The sequence below is a fragment of the Pseudoalteromonas sp. KJ63-1 genome (genome assembly GCF_055808145.1).
The window spans coordinates 2,606,599-2,622,869 of sequence record NZ_CM147855.1; the positions used below are offsets into that span (position 1 = coordinate 2,606,599).

Here is a 16,271-nt window from a genome sequence, read left to right on the forward strand (position 1 = left end):
CAGACTGCTGCAAATTCAACCTTGAAAGGTCAACAGACCCTAGTTATAGCAAGGACGTTTAAAAATAACTTAATGCAATATTACAATCAGTTTAAGTGACCTTGGGAGTATTAGTGTTTAAAAACGCTTTAATGCAGTCTATTTCAGCCTGCTTGACCGTTTCGCCTATTTCGGGACCTTTTTTGCCGTTTTTAAGCGCGTCTTGCACTATCTGCTTTTTATCCATTTTTTGTAGTTCGTTGTGAATAGCACGTAATTTAGCGGCTTGTGGATAGGGCTTATCCACCAGCGTTTCACCTCTTCCTTGTGCATCACACTGGCACGCTTGAGTAAAAGCAATAAAACGCTCTGGATGCACTAGCGCATTTAAATTAGTGACGATTAATTTATGAATAGTTTGCGGTCTTAACTGTTCAAGCGTGTGGCAAAGTGTATGGTTATCACTGGTAAGCACGCCTATATCACGAAAGCGATTAGGCACTTTTAAACGTTCACAAAAGGCCTCAACTACAGCAACCCCTTCACGTTCATGGCCGCGTAAATTACCGCGTTTTTTATAGCTTAGCGCTTTACCAAAGTCATGGGTTAAAGCAGCAAAACGCGTTTCTAGGTTAAAGCCTAAATCGGCTGCTCGTCTAAGCACTAGCATAGTATGGACAAACACATCGCCCTCGGGATGATGATTTGCAGGCTGCGGGGTGTTTTTCATCTGCTCTATTTCAGGAAAAATACCTAATTCATCTAATGCTTGAAAATAAAGTTCAGGGTGTTTTTCGCCAAGCGCTTTTTCTGTTTCAAGCCAGACTCGCTCTGGTACTAGATGTTCCAACTCGCCTTTATTTTTAAGCTCATGCATTAATTCAGTAGTACTTGGATGAATAGACCAGTCACTACCATAACGCGCTAAAAAGCGAGCAATACGCAATACCCGAACAGGGTCTTCTAAAAATGCGTGTGTGGTGTGACGCAGTATTTTATTTTTTAAATCAGCTTGACCATTAAAAGGGTCAATAATAGTGCCGTTTTCGTCTAGTGCCATAGAGTTAATGGTTAAATCTCGGCGTGCTAAATCTTCTTCAAGAGTTACGTTTGGGCTGGCATCCACCACAAAGCCGGTATAACCTTTACCACTTTTACGCTCAGTGCGCCCTAGTGCATATTCTTCTTTAGTGTTTGGGTGTAAGTAAACCGGAAAATCGCTGCCAATGGGTAAAAATCCGAGTGCTTCCATTGTCTCTGGCGTTTCACCAATAACAACATAGTCATTATCTTTTGATTGTATGTTTAGCAGTTTATCTCGCACTGCTCCACCCACTAGGTAAACTTGCTTTAAACTCTGTTGCACTTTATTCCCAACCACTACTTTTAAGCTTTTCTTTGATGTTAATCATACCTAATAGTCATTAAAAAATCTGTGTTGTTTGCCAAGCTTTATTAAGCTCATTACAATAGCGCATTATTTTTTAATACCTAACAGCGAATGAAAAACCACTCAGCAAAAAAAGAACTTATGTTACTGCCCATCCTTTTGGTAGTTATTATTATGTGTGTTGCAGGGCATTTCTTGCTGCAGGCTAATTTTCAAGACAGCCATTTGGTTGAGTATTTGTTAGCTGCAATCCCATTTGCTATGTTTGGCTTAGTAATAGTAGCCTTTAAAATGGCAGCCAAAAGTGAACAACAAGAAAATGATGAGTAAATAAGTTACTGATAGTTTTTTTCTGCTTTAGTGACTTTGTATAAATAGCGTCTTGATTCTGCACGTGAGTGCTTAGTGGTGAGAATATTATAAAACTGGCTTGCAGTAAGCTGATTTATTTGTGAAAACGCCACACTTCTATTTTTATTAAATATACGCAGAACATTACCCGCCCCGCCGTTATAAGACGAGATCATGGCAAAGTGCTTACTTTTGTCGGTACTAATTTTGTTTAAGTAGTTATTTTTTAAAATACTTAAATAGGCGCTGCCAATATCAATATTATATTTTGGATTAAACAATACTGCTTTGGTTGGTTGCCCGGATACTTTTTTTATTTTTTGGTATACATCGCGCCCTGCGGTAGCCGGGATCACTTGCATTAATCCATAGGCATTGGATGAACTCACCGCATGTGGATTAAAGCTACTTTCGGTTTCAATAATGGCATAAATAAGTGCTGCCGATATTTGATATTTTTTTGCAGCCGCAAGCACATAGTCACTGTATTTTTGTTTTCTTAAATGAGCATTTTGCTCTACTAAATCAAAACTAACCGACGAAATAACATGCCCATATTGACGTTGCTTTTTTAAGTTATTATTTACTAAATAACGCGCAAATCGATTAGCACGCCAGCTATATTTTATGGGTAACTTATCTTGATCGAGCACTTGTTGGTATAAAAACGGCTCGCCTTCTAAAATTGGCGCTTCGCTGGTAAAAATATCGGTTTTATCGGGATCGCTAGAAGTCAGTAAGGTCATCACAATAGCCTGCTGTAACAAGCTTATTGTATTTTTTAACGCGATGGTTTCTACTTTTACAGTGCCTTGCTCAAAATCAATAATGGCACGAGCTTGGTAATCATTACTGTATTTTACGTATTTTTTGGCACTAGGTTGCTGAGTGTTTTGTTTACCCCACTTGCGCCCAACAACGCTTTCTAATGCGGCTAAAAGCTGTTTTACGCTACCAACCTGTGCCTTAATAGAACGGTGTGTTTTTTGTGCTTGCTTGTGAATTGCAACCACGTCGGTAGGATCGTTTTTTACTTGCTTTACCAGTTTATTTAAATCAACAACGGGCGGTAAACCTGACAGTGATTTACAGCCACTTAAGCCAACTAGCAAAAGTATAAACGCATACTTTTTCACACAACATCCTAATAAACTTAATAAATCCTCATTTATTATAATACATGATAACCAAACCAGTCAGGTTTAATTGTTTGTGCTTGACCACTTAGGGTTAGTTTAATATTCAGCTGGCTATCGAGTAAATCTATAGCAAAGCAATCATCAACGTCATGTAAATCATCTTTATGTAGATGGCTAAGCCCTGCGAGTAAATCATTTTTAGCGCGCTGTTTTGCTTCTTCACTACTACTGGCAACATACAAAGCAAAGTCGTGTTGCTCTGCCAGTGAGTCGCTTCTGTAAGCACCTAAGTTAACAAAATAAAGCTGCTTATTTTGCTCTACATAACTATCAACTACCTCGACTTTATAACCATCAATGTGATTAACCGCCATGTAGCTATCCATGTGTACGCTATTTTTGTCGCCTACCCACTGACTTTTAAGCTTGCTATAAGTTTGCTCAATGTCTTGACCTACCACAAAACGTACGTCGTGCATTTCTATGTGGCAACCTTGAATACGCCCACCTAAATACACCATAAATAACTGCATGCTCACTTCCTTTTTTAAATTATATTAAGCTATCTACGTCAATTTCATGCTTTTTAATTAGCTTATAAAAATCAGAACGATTACGCTTGGCAAGCTTGGCACCTTCGGCCACATTACCCCCTGCCATTTTCAGGGTATTGATAACGTAATCTCGCTCAAACTCTTTTTTAGCGTCGTTAAGCGAAAGTGGCTCAACGTTATTTTCATTGCTATTTAACGCACTAAGCACTAAATGTTCAGATATAACGTCACTTGGTGTTAAGGCAACTACCTGCTCCACCACATTTTGTAATTGACGAATATTACCAGGCCAATCATACCTTACCAATGCATGCATGGCATCGTTTGCAAAACGTTTTTCTTTTTGCTCCATACGTTTTGCAATATTAGCGCTAAAAAAGTTAGCTAATAAGCTAATATCTTCACGGCGTTCTCGCAGCGGAGGAAGTTTGAGATTTACTACGTTTAGACGATAATATAAATCTTCTCTAAACTCTTGATTGCTAATAGCTTCAGGCAGGTTTTTATGGGTCGCTGAAACAATTCGCACATTAATGGGGATCTCTTCTTGAAAACCGACTGGGCGAATGGTTTTTTCTTGCAGCACGCGTAATAACTTAACTTGTAAATTTAGCGGCATATCACCAATTTCATCTAAAAATAAGGTCCCCCCTTGCGCTTGCTGAAACAGGCCTTGGTGATCTTTTACCGCCCCTGTAAATGCGCCTTTTTTGTGACCAAATAACTCCGATTCTAATAACTCACCAGGGACTGCACCACAGTTAATAGCCACAAATGGGCCATCACTAACATGGCTGTGCTGATGAATTGCCTGTGCAAGCAGCTCCTTGCCCGTACCACTAGCACCAGAAATAAGTACATTTACCTGAGTAGGACCTAGTAATTTAACTTGCTCTAGCAAATGCAGCATAGCGCCACTGCGAGTAACAATATTGCTTTGCGGAGTAATATCATCATTATTCACCCCATGTATTTCTATGGCTTTAGCTAAGCTATCGAATAGCTCATCTTTATCAACTGGCTTAGTAATAAAGGCAAAAATACCTTGCTTAGTCGCCTCTACCGCATCAGGAATTGAACCATGAGCCGTCATCATAATTACAGGTAGTGCTGGGTAGCGGCTTTGCAATTGTCGGTGCAGTGCCATTCCATCCATTTCATCCATTCTTAAATCGGTGATCACCGCATCAAATACTTGGCTTTTAAGTATTTGTAATGCATTCATGCCACTATCACAGGTTGTTACTTCATAACCTTTTGATTGAATTCGAATTGCCAGTAACTGCAGTAAGCTGGCATCGTCATCAACGAGTAACACTTTAGCGCTTGATGGAAGTGTGACTGACATAGTTACTGCTCCTTGGTTTCTTCACGTAATAAAAGTTGCTGTTCGATTGCAGCTAATGACGATAAGGTTTTTTGCATTTCAGCGTTTAATGCTTGCTGTTGTTTTTTGGCATTTATTTGCATTAACACCTGCTGTTTTTGCAGCCATAAATAGTGTTTTATATCATCAGGCCAATAGTAAGCCTGATCTAGCTTAAGCAATTGACTCATAACAGTATCAGGGTCGCGACTAAGGTTGACGCATGCGGTATTAAAAAATGCCTTAAGTGCTTGCTCCCCTAAGTAAGTTTTATTGTCAGGCGTTAATTTAAAGCCACCACATTGATGGGCATGCCATGCAATAACTTGCGCTGCGGGCGGATACATAAGATCTAGTTTTGGCCGCGGCTTTGGATTGGGCTGGTTGCTTTTATTATCGGGCTGAGTTTGAGCTATTAGCTCAGGTTTAGCTGGTGTTTGAGTGTTTGTTAATTCACACCCAGATAAAAAAACGAGACTGCTGGTTAGCCATAAAATAGCCATTAAACGCGCAGACATATTATTTAACTCCTTTATTTTTATAGGGGATGACAATGTTAAATCGACAGCCTTGCGGCTCATTATGCTCAATAGTTAACTTACCCTGTAACTGTTCAACCGACTCTTTTACTATGGTAAGGCCTAAACCACTGCCTTGAAGACTAATCTCTTTACTGTGTTTACCTTGATAAAAAGCGCCAAAAACATGTTCTTTTTCATGCTCTTTAATACCACAGCCCTCATCAGCAACCTGTATAATTAAGTTATTACTTTCTAAACTTAAACTAATCGACACAGCTTGGTTTGGCTTTGAAAACTTTAAACCATTAGAGATTAACTGAATTAAAATCATTTCAATTAATTCTCTCGGTAAATTAAGTGCAACTGTCGGTAAGCTATTGTGCCAAATAAGCGACTGCTCTCGTGCGTTTAACCTATGTTCAAAATGATTACTTACCTTTTTAATGAGCTGGTTAAATTCCACTTCACTCACATTATCTTTACTGGTTCGAATCGCGTTATAGCTTAACAAACTGTCTATCATAGTACGTAATCGCACCATAGATTGACTGATTAACCCAAGCACTGCTTTTTGCTCATTATTAATCGGCCCAACAATTTCATCGGCTAATAATTCAGTGCCCTCCACCATAGAGGCCAAGGGTGTTTTTAATTCGTGAGTAACATGGCGTAAAAACGTATCTTTTTGCTGCTCTAGCATATGCAATTGCGCTTGCACCCACTGCAATTTGTTACCTAGTTCAATAAGTTCAGCAGATCCCTGCACCGATATTTTTTGCTGCCAATCTCCTTGGCCTAATTTATCAATAACGGAGGTTAAACCTTTTAAACGGCCACTTATCCGCCATAAAAACCCACCCCCAACAAGTAAGGTTAAAGGCGTAAGTGCCACTAACCAGTTTATAAAGGAGGCTTGTAAATTTGTCAGTTTAATTTGGTTTTGAGTGATTTTGGCTTCATTGGTTTCGCGCAGCCATACCGTTAGCTCTGCCAGTATTTCACTAATTGGCACAAACAACTCTGCTTGCTCAAGAGATTCAACCACCAGTTTGGTATGCGCTGTTTTTAGCGTATCTGTTAACTGCTGCCATTGCTGATTGTCTATTGGGCTGCTAGAAAGCCGCTTAAGCTGATTAATATTGTCCAGCGATGACTGCCATTTATCCACGATAAGTTTATCGAGCGAATCGCTTTTTAAAACCCAATTTTGCCTTGTTGCCCTTTCTAAACTGTTGAGCTCTTGTTTAAGTGCATTAAACGACTTGGTTACTTGGTAGTTATTACTGACAATTTGCTGCGTGACCGCTAATTGTTTATTTAATACATTCAAAAATACAATAACCACAATAGACAAAGGCAAGAGTGACAACAGCATGCTCATTACAAACTGGCCAATCAAATTAGGACGCCAATTCACCAATGCTTTATATTTTTCAGCCATGATTACAGGCATACACTAATCCTTCACTACTTTTAAGCGCTCTATTATTCAGCGTTCAACTTATACACTCGCTGAACCAAATACATTTTTGAGAGTAAAACCGTTGCAATGTCGCACGATGGCGACAAGTTAAGCATTTGATTTAAAAAAAGTAAAAAATCCTAACTGAGAAAATGTTGCATAAAAAACACAACCGTCGGTAAATATTACCTATTAAAAACACACAAAAAATTTAAGTTATTGATTTTTAATAAAAATAAAAACTGGCACCATAATTGCATTACGCTTATAAATATTAATTTTTAAAGGCCAAGGAATGATTAGGGTCTGTTGATCTTTCAAGGTTAAATTTGCAGCAGCCTGTTTGGTATTTAGGCAAGGCAGAGCCTATGTGGTGTGGTTATTCCCCATAAATAGGCGATAACACAGCATTAATGCCAAACAGGCGCTGCCCTTTGGGTTCTGCCTAGGGGCGATTTACTCTTTGTTGCTCGGTTTTTACTTAGCCCACTAGGTTACAAACCTCGCGCCGCGATTAAACCGCCCCTAGCTTGAACAAATAATAATCCGCAAAGGTCAACAGACCCTCAAGGTTATTTAAAATCTACTGTATTAATAGCGTTATGTTTCACAAGTATCCATTCATTTGCGCTTGATGTGAACACAGCATTTTACAGCCTAGATAAGGACAGCAACGGCACATTAAGTGAAGCGGAAGCTGGTGAAGATGCATTACTGCATGAGAATTTTGCACAAATAGATAAAAATGAAGACGGACAATTATCGTTCGATGAATTTAAACAGTTTGTAAAATAAAGGAGTATATTTATGAAACAATTAATTGGTGCTTTTTCACTACTATTTTTAGCTATTAGCGCGACGGCATTGGCATCGTCATTAAATGTACGTTTTATGCATTTAGATAAAAATATGGACGGCCAAATATCGCTTACAGAGGCTAAACAAGATAAACAGCTGCTTAAGCAATTTACTGATTTAGACAAAGACAATAACGAGATGATTTCTAAAAAAGAGTTCGATAACTTTAAACTTTAAGCTTAGATTCAAGTTTCGTTTCGTAATATAGAGTTAAAAGCATTTGCCATAATCCCTGAGGGAGTGTGTAAACGGATTTAATGTTGGGAGTTAAATTATGGCAAGTGCTTTCTTTCAATACTGCAGCAATTTAAATACACCATGGAACGCCAACTATGAGAATACTGCTTCCCTTCATTGGTGCTTTACTTTTTATCAGCCAAAGTGCATTCGCACTTGATGTAAAGCAACGCTTTGAGCATTTAGATACAAATAATGATGGGTATTTAACCCACAGCGAGCTTGCTGCTCAGCCTCAGCTATTAAACTCATTTTCAAATTGGGATGAAAATCAAGACAACAGAATTTCTTTAACTGAGTTTAAAAACTACTTAACCACTAACCTGTTCTGAGCATTTATATGAAGCATTTTCAAAATATTATTTTACTAACACTGACTGTTTTTAGCTGTATGAGTTTTGCAACAAGCAGTTATATTGCCGAAAAATTTGAAAAACTTGACCGCAACCAAGATGGCTTTTTAACTCGCTCTGAAGCTGCCAGCGATCCTGCTTTATGGTCACGCTTTGGCAGTTATGACCGTGACAAAGACACACAATTATCATTAAGCGAATACAGTTTGTACGCCAGTAAATAAATTGCCTCCTCAAACAAAGCTTGGTTAACAATATCAAGCTTGAGAAGGTTTAACTCCCATTGTTAACACATCCTATTTCCCCCTCAACTTGTTGCTTGCTTTAGCTAAAAGGTGACTTATACGACGCTTAATAAATTATGCTATTGGTATTCTAAATTTGAGTTTGCTACTGTGATAGTTCAAATAATAGCAATGTGCGTCTTATGCAACTGATAAAAATAATAAAACCGATATTACTAGCAAGCCTTTGTGCCGTCACTAGCGTGGCAATAGCACAAACTCAAGTCATTTATAATGCTAATGGCTACTCACCTTTGTATAAAGGAAAAATGCGCCATGGCGAAGTAAACACATTTACAACCTTAGTTATAAAAGATGGCAAAGTAGTTAAAACAGGTCCAGACAGCTTAAAAAATAGCTTTCCTGGTGCAACCCTAATTGACGCGAAAGGAAAAACTCTACTCCCAGGGCTCATTGATGCGCATGGACATGTCATCGGGCTAGGTAATAATTTGTCGCAACTTGATGTGCGCGGTACAAAGTCGGTAGATGAAGTAACCGCTAAACTCAAGGAATTTTCCAAAGATAAAGAAGGTTGGATCATTGGTCGAGGCTGGAATCAAGAACTATGGTCAAATACTCGCTTTCCTTCGGCCGCTGACTTAGACAAAGCAGTTAACGATCGCCCTGTTATTTTATCGCGAGTAGATGGTCATGCCATTTGGGTTAACTCAAAAGCATTAGAACTTGCCAATATTAACGTTGACACATCAGCCCCAGCTGGCGGAGAAATTATAAAAGATGAGTTTGGTAAGCCCACCGGCATTTTTATTGATAAAGCAGAAAACTTGGTTACTCAACATATGCCTGCAACGTCTGCACAATCGGTCAGTAATGCATTAGATGCCGCAGGTAAACACTTACTGAGCCTAGGCATTACCTCAACTCATGATGCAGGTATTGATAAAACCACATGGCAAGTTTACAAACAACGCGCCGAGTTAGGCACATTACCGCTTAGAATTGTAGCGATGTTAAGTGCAGCAAGCCCCGACTTAAGTGCTATGCTTAAAGCTGGCCGTTATCAAGATGCGCAGGACTTTTTATCTATCCGCAGTGTAAAAATTTATGCTGATGGCGCATTAGGGTCACGTGGTGCTGCGCTTATTGAAGAGTACGCTGATAGAGCCAACCATTTTGGCCTTATGCTTGAAACCCAACAAAAGCTAGAGGAACTATTTACCCTGACTTTTAAAAATGGTTTTAGCGCTAACACGCATGCAATTGGCGATAGAGCGAATAAAATTGTGCTAGATGCTTATCAAAATGTATTTAAGCAAACCGGTGGTATCCTACTGCGCAATCGTATGGAGCATGCACAAATAGTCTCGCCAGAGGATATCCCGCGCTTTAAAACCCTGAAAATAATTCCATCTATGCAACCTGTGCATGCCACATCAGATATGCATATGGCAGAGCAGCGTTTAACCGACAAGCAACTACAAGGCGCTTATGCTTGGCAAACATTTTTAGACCAAGGCTCTACGATTGCGGCGGGATCTGATTATCCTGTCGAACTGGCGAACCCGTTTGATGGTTTATATTCTGCGATAACGCGCATGGATCATAATCAACTGCCTGAAAACGGTTGGCACGCCAGTGAAGTTTTGAGCAGGGAAGATGCATTGCGTGCGTTTACCCTTGGCGGCGCGTATGCAGCGCATCAAGAGTTTAAAGTAGGTAGTTTGGAGCAAGGTAAGTGGGCTGATTTTATACTAATTGATCAAGACTACTTTAAAGTGCCTATTGAGGAGCTTTACAAAACTCAGGTGCTGCAAACCTGGATTGCCGGTAAATTACGCTATCAAAAAGATTCAGCAAAGTCTGAGTAAAAACAAAAAAGGGTTAACTTAAAAGTTAACCCTTTTTTGTATCAGCCTTAGACTGACGATATAACTTAATAATGTGATAACTATTGACCAGAGCTAACAAGCCGTTAGCAAATGCCACCGGCACAGAACCGATTGCTGCACCGTAAAAAGTAAACGCAATACAGCCAAGTAAATTAAACCAACGTAGTTTGGTTACATCGGTCATGGTCAAGGATATAACTAATAATGCAGATGCTAAATAACCTAAATATTCCCAACTCAATTGTTCTCTCCTAGGCTTTAGGTTAATATTACTAGCTAAATTTTAGTACATTATTAAAAACTGCTACGTAGCAGTTTAAATAAAAAAGCTAACTTACCAATAAAACCTTAAAATATGCTGGTTTTACCCACAATTTTTTAATCATTACACGGTAGAATGAAGGCCATTTAACGCCATTAAATAAATAACGGCGTGGGTAAGTTAGCGTAAATTCTTAATCTTAATGCTATCGTCATTAAGGTGTAATAAATAGGACAATTGTCCGAAGAGCATGATTGATGTTTCAATACCATTTTTCCAGTTACCTTGTTGAACAGCTACTGACATTTGCCGGCAGTAGTTATCAGCAATCAAAAAAAGAAATATTAATACAGCAAGACCAACCACTCACTAAGTTGGTATTGGTGCGAAGTGGTACTGTATCGTTTAGTTACGATGTGGGGAATGGCCGACGCCTGCTGCTTGGTCAGCTCGACTGCAACAACACCTTAATTGGTGAAATTGAAGCACTGAATAATAACCCGTGTATTTATACGGTAACCTGCTTCAGTGATGTGACGTACAATCTTATAGAGCTAAAGCATTGGCGTTCATTATTGCTCGATAAACCAGAGTTGAGCCTATACACGGCGCAAACAATTGCTGCTAAGTTCCAAGAAAATCAAAAGATTAACTTAGATAAACTGCTACTTCCCTTAAGCTACAACATTGCTAAAGACTGTTTATTACGTGCAGAGAATAACAACCCCACTTTATTGCGGGCTTATCCTACAGTAAACGCCGAAGCAGAACGCTTTGCAACCACTGAGCGTGCATACCGACGGGTAGTGAGTGAGTTGGTTGAAAAAAACCTAGTGCAACGAAGCACACAAGGGCTGCAAGCTGTCGATATTCCTAAACTCAGTGAATATGTAGATAGCTTTGCACAACTTTAAAGACAATAAAAAAGGCCATTAAGGCCTTTTTTATTGAGCAAAGTCACGTTTATTTTTCAAGTAAAATATCGTGGATTTTAGCTAAATCAGATTTACCTTCAATAATTTCATCCGGCGTTAACCCTGATAATTCATGCGGGAATACTAACCATTCTTCAGACTCATGAATGTAGTAATCTGGTACTGTATCTACTTTTGAGTTTTTTGGCTTGTAGTATGGACAAGCAATACGAATATCACTCGGTAAGTTTAAACGCATTAGCTCAGAAAGCTTCTCTTTTAGCGCCACGATGCTTCGACCTGAGTCAAACACATCATCCACAATCAGTAATGAGTCACCTGCATTCGCGTTTTCAACAATGTAGTGTAAACCATGTACTTTTATTTCTTTTGATTGCTTACCAATACCGTAATAAGACGACGTACGCACCGCAATGTGATCGGTTTCTATGCCTTTGTAGTCATAATATTCTTGAACTGCAATCCCGATTGGAGCACCACCGCGCCATATACCAATAATAAAATCTGGACGAAAGCCATCTTTATACACTTGTGCCGCTACGCGGAATGAATCTTCAAGTAATTGTTGAGCCGTGATATAGCACTTTTCTGACATAGTAAGGATCCCAGTGGTATGTATAATATTTGAGCGAGGTTTAAATGAAATAGATGCCCAAACACGTATTGGCGAAGGATTTTACCGTAAATAAAACAAAATTGCTTGTATGGCGGATAAAAAAATAGGCACCCTTAGGCACCTATTTTTTAACTAATTGCTTAGTCTGAGTTGATTATGCTTTTTCAAGCAAGGTGCGCGCTACTGTACGCATACCTTGTGTAGTTGCACCTGAAGCCCACTGGCTAGTACCACCACCCATATTAAATGCTGCCGCTAAATCAATATGTACCCAACCTTTACCATCGTTTGGCACAAAGCGAGATAAGAAACCTGCTGCATTTGAGGCACCACCATAGCCACCGCCTTTTTGTGCACGGCTGTTTGCTGTATCGGCATACGGTGATGGGCAGTTTTGTTGATGCCACTTTTCAAGCGGTAATGGCCATGCGGCTTCCATTTCTTGTGATGCAAAGTCTTCTACTTCACGTACTAGCTCTTTATCAAGGGCAAATAACGCGTTGTATTCTTGACCAACGGCAACAAGGGCTGCGCCCGTTAATGTTGCTGCATCAATAATAAGTGGTGCACCCGTCTCACCTGCCGCCATTAGGCCATCAGCTAATACTAAACGGCCTTCAGCATCTGTGTTTACAATTTCAACGGTTGTGCCATTTTTGTAGGTAAGAATGTCACCTAGTTTGTATGCATGACCGGAAATTAAGTTCTCTGCACAACATAAAAACAACTTAATGCGCTTTTCTACACCACGATTAATGGCCAGCGCTAAACCTGCAGTTACCGTTGCAGCTCCGCCCATATCGCACTTCATGCCTAACATGCCTTCGCTAGATTTAATTGAGTAACCGCCTGAGTCAAATGTAATACCTTTACCTACAAGTGCTGCGCTTACAGGTGCGTTATCATCGCCAGTTGGGTTGTAATCAAGCTCAAGTAATACAGGTGGGCGTTCACTACCACGACCGACAGCATGAATACCAATCCATTGCTGCTCTAATAGCGCATCGCCTTTTATTATTTGGTAGCTAACATGCTCTGGTGCCAGTGATTGAATAAATTCTGCCGCTTTTTCTGCCAGGCTCTCTGGGTAAATGTCATCGGCGGTGCCGTTAACCATTTCACGTGCCCACGTTGCTGAAGCTTTTAAATCAGCAAGCTCTTTTAAATCAGATTGTGCATTATCAACAAACTCAACACCGTGCAGTACTTTTGGTGATACAAAGCCTTGGTAAAATGCCCATTGGCTCTCTGTACACCAAACATCGCCTTCAAGCACAACACTTTTAATACCTTGGCTTGCAATAGTACGACCTGCTTTTTGCACGTTTTTTAATGTTTCTTGCTCAGATAAATGAACCGTTGCGCCGTGTTCGTTAAAAGATAGTGACGCACTTTCGCCCCAGTGTCCTGGTGCCGATTGCTCGCTTAATTGAACAACAAATTTTTCACTCATGTTAGAATATCCTTGCACTTAAATGTATGGTCGAGTTTACTATAGCGCGCCTAAGTTCCCAACTGCTTGCGGTAAATAACCTCAAATAGTCCGCAAAGTCTTATTTTACTTAGCCTGAATTCTGGTTATATAAGGAAGTCATTAATGAAGTACACCCCGCCATTACAATCTGCTACGTTATTAAAACGTTACAAACGCTTTTTAGCCGATTTAGAGCTCAGTGATGGCAACACTTTTACCGCTCACTGTGCTAATACGGGGAAAATGACGGGCTGTGCTGACTCTGGTTTTAATGCCTTTTATTCCACCAGCAGTAACACCAAACGAAAGTACCCACAGTCATTAGAGCTGACGCAAAATAACTTATCACAGCTTATTTGTGTAAATACAGCCGTTGCTAACAAAGTAGTAGAAGAAGCGATTAACGCTGAAGTAATTAAAGAGCTGACAGGCTATCAGCAAGTCCAAAGTGAAGTGAAGTATGGCAGTGAAAACAGCCGTATCGACTTTTTACTTACCCACAGCAGTAAAGCCAATTGCTATGTTGAAGTTAAATCAGTCACGCTGCTGAGTGAAGAGCATCCACAAAGTGGCCAAGGTTACTTCCCAGATGCGCAAACAGTTCGTGGGCAAAAGCATATTCGTGAATTAATCGAAATGGTAAAACAAGGGCATCGTGCGGTATTACTATTTGCGGTGCTACATCAAGGGATCACACAAGTGAGTGCAGCGGCGCATATAGATTCAACCTATGCACAATTACTTAGCGAAGCGATTGCGCAAGGCGTAGAAGTATTAGCTTATAAAGCCCATATTTCTGCCAGTGAGGTAACTTTAGTTGAGAAAGTAGCGTTTGTTGAGTAAAAGCGCGCATTTAAACGTTGGTATTGCGCTACGCCAAAAAAATACTTAGTCAAAAAGTAAAAATAAGTTGTTTTTATTATTATTGCCCATATAACTACGCCAGTTTATAAACCAATACTGTGATAAGAAAGTATAAGTAGTACTTTTACTACTTTTATATCACCAAACAGGGTTAAGCTAATTCGATTATTTAAAAATAAATTTGCCTAGGGTATGAGTTTCTGTTATTTATACCGCCGGCTAATGCTGAGGCATTAAATTAAGGATTTAGGAGAGAGTTATGCCAGACCAAAAAAGACATGGTTTATTGGCTCAAGCCGGTTTAGAACCATACCAAGAAAAACCGGGTGAAGAGTACATGAATGATGCACAACGTGCTCATTTCAAAACAATTTTAGAAACTTGGCGTAATGATTTACGTAACGAAGTTGATCGTACCAAATCACACATGCAAGACGAAGCAGCTAACTTTCCTGATCCCGTTGACCGCGCAGCACAAGAAGAAGAGTTCTCATTAGAGCTTCGTACTCGTGACCGCGAACGTAAGTTAATTAAAAAAATTGAAAAAACAATTATATTAATTAAAGAAGACGAATTTGGCTTTTGTGAGTCTTGTGGCATTGAAATTGGCATTCGCCGCTTAGAAGCGCGCCCTACTGCTGATTTATGTGTAGACTGTAAAACACTTGCTGAAATCAAAGAAAAGCAATCTGGACGCGGCTAATTAAGTATAGCCATGTCTTCTACAGCCGTTACTGCGCAAGTATCTAACTATCGCGGCCGATTTGCACCGTCCCCGTCCGGACCGTTACATTTTGGCTCACTTGTGGCGGCTGTAGGTAGCTACCTTGATGCAAAAGCTAACCAAGGAAAGTGGTTAGTTCGCATTGAAGATATAGACACCACTCGCGTTGTAAAAGGCGCCGCCACCGATATCCTAAATACCTTAGACGCCTATAACCTCAATTGGGATGAAAACGTTGTGTACCAAACACAGCGTCTTACTATTTATCAAGATGCCGTTCACGCTCTGTCACAACAACAGCTTGTTTATGCCTGCCAATGCTCCCGTAAGCAAATAAGAGCCCTCGGCGGTATTTATCAAGGGCGATGTAAACACAGCCAACTAAGTGAGCAAGGTCATGCCTTACGTTTAACTCAATGTTATGCAACCGTTGATTATAGAGACCTTATTCAAGGGCATATTGACGTGGACCCAGCTCTCGCTCATGAAGATTACATAATAAAACGCAGCGACGGTTTATTTGCCTATCAACTGGTGGTGGTTATTGATGACATTGAGCAAGGGATCAACCGAATTGTACGAGGCGCTGATTTAATTGAACCGACTGCGCGTCAAATTAGCTTATTTAAACAGCTAAATTGCCCTATTCCAGAGTTTGCTCATTTGCCTTTGGCTGTAGCAAAACCAGGGTTTAAACTGTCTAAGCAAAATTACGCCCCTGCAATTTGCAAACAAAATCCAAAGCCCACTTTAATAGCTGTATTCGAATTTTTAGGCTTGCCAATACATGAGCAACTAATGGATTTAAACACAGAACAATTACTCGCTTGGGGCGTGGCGCATTTTAACTTAAGCCTTGTTCCTGCTAAGCGCGAAATACAGATTTAACCTCCCATTACGTATTACGTGTGATTAATTCAAATAAAATCGTTAAAAATGGCTTAATTTCAGTGCTGCAACTTAATTTTTTTACCTTGCTGGTATATGATAGCCGCCTAAATATATGCTAATTACATTAAACGGTAAGAATCACGCTTTAAGCGAATACT

19 protein-coding genes are annotated in these 16,271 nt (G+C 39.8%); 10 read left to right on the forward strand and 9 right to left on the reverse strand.

Features of this window, described 5'->3' with window-relative positions; genetic code table 11:
* Positions 1–91: 91 nt before the first annotated feature.
* Positions 92–1,345, reverse strand: a complete 1,254-nt coding sequence (locus AC0L7Q_RS12525) for a multifunctional CCA addition/repair protein (RefSeq protein ID WP_413400715.1) — start codon at positions 1,343–1,345, stop codon at positions 92–94.
* Positions 1,346–1,480: 135 nt separating this feature from the next.
* Here AC0L7Q_RS12525 and AC0L7Q_RS12530 point away from each other — a divergent pair, with 135 nt between their 5' ends.
* Positions 1,481–1,699 carry a hypothetical protein gene (locus AC0L7Q_RS12530; protein ID WP_036981490.1) on the forward strand — a complete coding sequence of 73 codons (219 nt, stop codon included), beginning with the start codon at positions 1,481–1,483 and terminating at the stop codon, positions 1,697–1,699.
* A 5-nt stretch (positions 1,700–1,704) separates the two neighbouring features.
* Here the strand turns inward: AC0L7Q_RS12530 and AC0L7Q_RS12535 are convergent, their stop codons facing one another.
* Genes AC0L7Q_RS12535 through AC0L7Q_RS12555 form a run of 5 tightly spaced genes read right to left on the reverse strand, consistent with a single transcriptional unit; the run spans position 1,705 to position 6,753 of the window.
* Positions 1,705–2,856 (reverse strand): murein transglycosylase domain-containing protein, encoded by a 1,152-nt coding sequence (locus AC0L7Q_RS12535; protein ID WP_198523620.1) that lies wholly within the window; start codon positions 2,854–2,856, stop codon positions 1,705–1,707.
* Positions 2,857–2,891: 35 nt separating this feature from the next.
* Positions 2,892–3,392 (reverse strand): DUF1543 domain-containing protein, encoded by a 501-nt coding sequence (locus AC0L7Q_RS12540; protein ID WP_413400716.1) that lies wholly within the window; start codon positions 3,390–3,392, stop codon positions 2,892–2,894.
* A 19-nt stretch (positions 3,393–3,411) separates the two neighbouring features.
* Positions 3,412–4,761 (reverse strand): sigma 54-interacting transcriptional regulator, encoded by a 1,350-nt coding sequence (locus AC0L7Q_RS12545; protein ID WP_413400717.1) that lies wholly within the window; start codon positions 4,759–4,761, stop codon positions 3,412–3,414.
* Between the two features lie 2 nt (positions 4,762–4,763).
* On the reverse strand, positions 4,764–5,297 hold the full coding sequence (locus tag AC0L7Q_RS12550; RefSeq protein WP_054201834.1) for a hypothetical protein: 534 nt from the start codon (positions 5,295–5,297) through the stop codon (positions 4,764–4,766).
* 1 nt (position 5,298) lies between these two features.
* Positions 5,299–6,753 (reverse strand): sensor histidine kinase, encoded by a 1,455-nt coding sequence (locus tag AC0L7Q_RS12555; RefSeq protein WP_413400718.1) that lies wholly within the window; start codon positions 6,751–6,753, stop codon positions 5,299–5,301.
* A gap of 603 nt (positions 6,754–7,356) precedes the next feature.
* Here AC0L7Q_RS12555 and AC0L7Q_RS12560 point away from each other — a divergent pair.
* The 5 genes from AC0L7Q_RS12560 to AC0L7Q_RS12580 all read left to right on the forward strand — a co-directional run bounded on the left by AC0L7Q_RS12560 (position 7,357) and on the right by AC0L7Q_RS12580 (position 10,326).
* Positions 7,357–7,557, forward strand: coding sequence for an EF-hand domain-containing protein (locus AC0L7Q_RS12560; RefSeq protein WP_413402875.1), 201 nt, complete (start codon positions 7,357–7,359; stop codon positions 7,555–7,557).
* A gap of 12 nt (positions 7,558–7,569) precedes the next feature.
* Positions 7,570–7,797, forward strand: coding sequence for an EF-hand domain-containing protein (locus AC0L7Q_RS12565; RefSeq protein WP_076918368.1), 228 nt, complete (start codon positions 7,570–7,572; stop codon positions 7,795–7,797).
* Positions 7,798–7,952: 155 nt separating this feature from the next.
* Complete coding sequence (locus AC0L7Q_RS12570) at positions 7,953–8,189, forward strand: EF-hand domain-containing protein (protein WP_409423791.1); 237 nt, start codon at positions 7,953–7,955, stop codon at positions 8,187–8,189.
* A gap of 8 nt (positions 8,190–8,197) precedes the next feature.
* On the forward strand, positions 8,198–8,434 hold the full coding sequence (locus tag AC0L7Q_RS12575; RefSeq protein ID WP_138609162.1) for an EF-hand domain-containing protein: 237 nt from the start codon (positions 8,198–8,200) through the stop codon (positions 8,432–8,434).
* A gap of 203 nt (positions 8,435–8,637) precedes the next feature.
* Positions 8,638–10,326: an amidohydrolase gene (locus AC0L7Q_RS12580; protein WP_413400720.1), complete on the forward strand. Its 1,689-nt coding sequence runs from the start codon at positions 8,638–8,640 to the stop codon at positions 10,324–10,326.
* A gap of 25 nt (positions 10,327–10,351) precedes the next feature.
* Here the strand turns inward: AC0L7Q_RS12580 and AC0L7Q_RS12585 are convergent, their stop codons facing one another.
* Positions 10,352–10,588 (reverse strand): YgjV family protein, encoded by a 237-nt coding sequence (locus tag AC0L7Q_RS12585; RefSeq protein ID WP_409423793.1) that lies wholly within the window; start codon positions 10,586–10,588, stop codon positions 10,352–10,354.
* 278 nt (positions 10,589–10,866) lie between these two features.
* Here AC0L7Q_RS12585 and AC0L7Q_RS12590 point away from each other — a divergent pair, with 278 nt between their 5' ends.
* Positions 10,867–11,523 (forward strand): Crp/Fnr family transcriptional regulator, encoded by a 657-nt coding sequence (locus AC0L7Q_RS12590; RefSeq protein WP_076918373.1) that lies wholly within the window; start codon positions 10,867–10,869, stop codon positions 11,521–11,523.
* A 49-nt stretch (positions 11,524–11,572) separates the two neighbouring features.
* On the opposite strand, the gene AC0L7Q_RS12595 is transcribed toward AC0L7Q_RS12590, so the two are convergent.
* On the reverse strand, positions 11,573–12,139 hold the full coding sequence (locus AC0L7Q_RS12595; protein ID WP_010387648.1) for a phosphoribosyltransferase: 567 nt from the start codon (positions 12,137–12,139) through the stop codon (positions 11,573–11,575).
* A gap of 175 nt (positions 12,140–12,314) precedes the next feature.
* Positions 12,315–13,613 (reverse strand): aminopeptidase PepB, encoded by a 1,299-nt coding sequence (gene pepB, locus AC0L7Q_RS12600; protein ID WP_131691598.1) that lies wholly within the window; start codon positions 13,611–13,613, stop codon positions 12,315–12,317.
* Positions 13,614–13,757: 144 nt separating this feature from the next.
* Between pepB and sfsA the strand changes: the two genes are divergently transcribed.
* The 3 genes from sfsA to gluQRS all read left to right on the forward strand — a co-directional run bounded on the left by sfsA (position 13,758) and on the right by gluQRS (position 16,110).
* Positions 13,758–14,477 carry a DNA/RNA nuclease SfsA gene (gene sfsA, locus AC0L7Q_RS12605; protein ID WP_413400722.1) on the forward strand — a complete coding sequence of 240 codons (720 nt, stop codon included), beginning with the start codon at positions 13,758–13,760 and terminating at the stop codon, positions 14,475–14,477.
* A gap of 280 nt (positions 14,478–14,757) precedes the next feature.
* On the forward strand, positions 14,758–15,201 hold the full coding sequence (gene dksA / locus AC0L7Q_RS12610; protein WP_008111170.1) for an RNA polymerase-binding protein DksA: 444 nt from the start codon (positions 14,758–14,760) through the stop codon (positions 15,199–15,201).
* A gap of 12 nt (positions 15,202–15,213) precedes the next feature.
* Positions 15,214–16,110 (forward strand): tRNA glutamyl-Q(34) synthetase GluQRS, encoded by an 897-nt coding sequence (gene gluQRS, locus AC0L7Q_RS12615; RefSeq protein ID WP_413400723.1) that lies wholly within the window; start codon positions 15,214–15,216, stop codon positions 16,108–16,110.
* Positions 16,111–16,271: the final 161 nt, after the last annotated feature.

What these genes read in the sequence shown, in the direction of transcription:
- AC0L7Q_RS12530 (WP_036981490.1), top strand. Translation starts at nt 1,481, where the DNA reads ATGAAAAACCACTCAGCAAAAAAAGAACTTATGTTACTGCCCATCCTT.
- AC0L7Q_RS12540 (WP_413400716.1), bottom strand. Translation starts at nt 3,392, where the DNA reads ATGCAGTTATTTATGGTGTATTTAGGTGGGCGTATTCAAGGTTGCCAC.
- AC0L7Q_RS12545 (WP_413400717.1), bottom strand. Translation starts at nt 4,761, where the DNA reads ATGTCAGTCACACTTCCATCAAGCGCTAAAGTGTTACTCGTTGATGAC.
- AC0L7Q_RS12550 (WP_054201834.1), bottom strand. Translation starts at nt 5,297, where the DNA reads ATGTCTGCGCGTTTAATGGCTATTTTATGGCTAACCAGCAGTCTCGTT.
- AC0L7Q_RS12555 (WP_413400718.1), bottom strand. Translation starts at nt 6,753, where the DNA reads ATGCCTGTAATCATGGCTGAAAAATATAAAGCATTGGTGAATTGGCGT.
- AC0L7Q_RS12565 (WP_076918368.1), top strand. Translation starts at nt 7,570, where the DNA reads ATGAAACAATTAATTGGTGCTTTTTCACTACTATTTTTAGCTATTAGC.
- AC0L7Q_RS12570 (WP_409423791.1), top strand. Translation starts at nt 7,953, where the DNA reads ATGAGAATACTGCTTCCCTTCATTGGTGCTTTACTTTTTATCAGCCAA.
- AC0L7Q_RS12575 (WP_138609162.1), top strand. Translation starts at nt 8,198, where the DNA reads ATGAAGCATTTTCAAAATATTATTTTACTAACACTGACTGTTTTTAGC.
- AC0L7Q_RS12580 (WP_413400720.1), top strand. Translation starts at nt 8,638, where the DNA reads ATGCAACTGATAAAAATAATAAAACCGATATTACTAGCAAGCCTTTGT.
- AC0L7Q_RS12590 (WP_076918373.1), top strand. Translation starts at nt 10,867, where the DNA reads ATGTTTCAATACCATTTTTCCAGTTACCTTGTTGAACAGCTACTGACA.
- AC0L7Q_RS12595 (WP_010387648.1), bottom strand. Translation starts at nt 12,139, where the DNA reads ATGTCAGAAAAGTGCTATATCACGGCTCAACAATTACTTGAAGATTCA.
- pepB (WP_131691598.1), bottom strand. Translation starts at nt 13,613, where the DNA reads ATGAGTGAAAAATTTGTTGTTCAATTAAGCGAGCAATCGGCACCAGGA.
- sfsA (WP_413400722.1), top strand. Translation starts at nt 13,758, where the DNA reads ATGAAGTACACCCCGCCATTACAATCTGCTACGTTATTAAAACGTTAC.
- dksA (WP_008111170.1), top strand. Translation starts at nt 14,758, where the DNA reads ATGCCAGACCAAAAAAGACATGGTTTATTGGCTCAAGCCGGTTTAGAA.
- gluQRS (WP_413400723.1), top strand. Translation starts at nt 15,214, where the DNA reads ATGTCTTCTACAGCCGTTACTGCGCAAGTATCTAACTATCGCGGCCGA.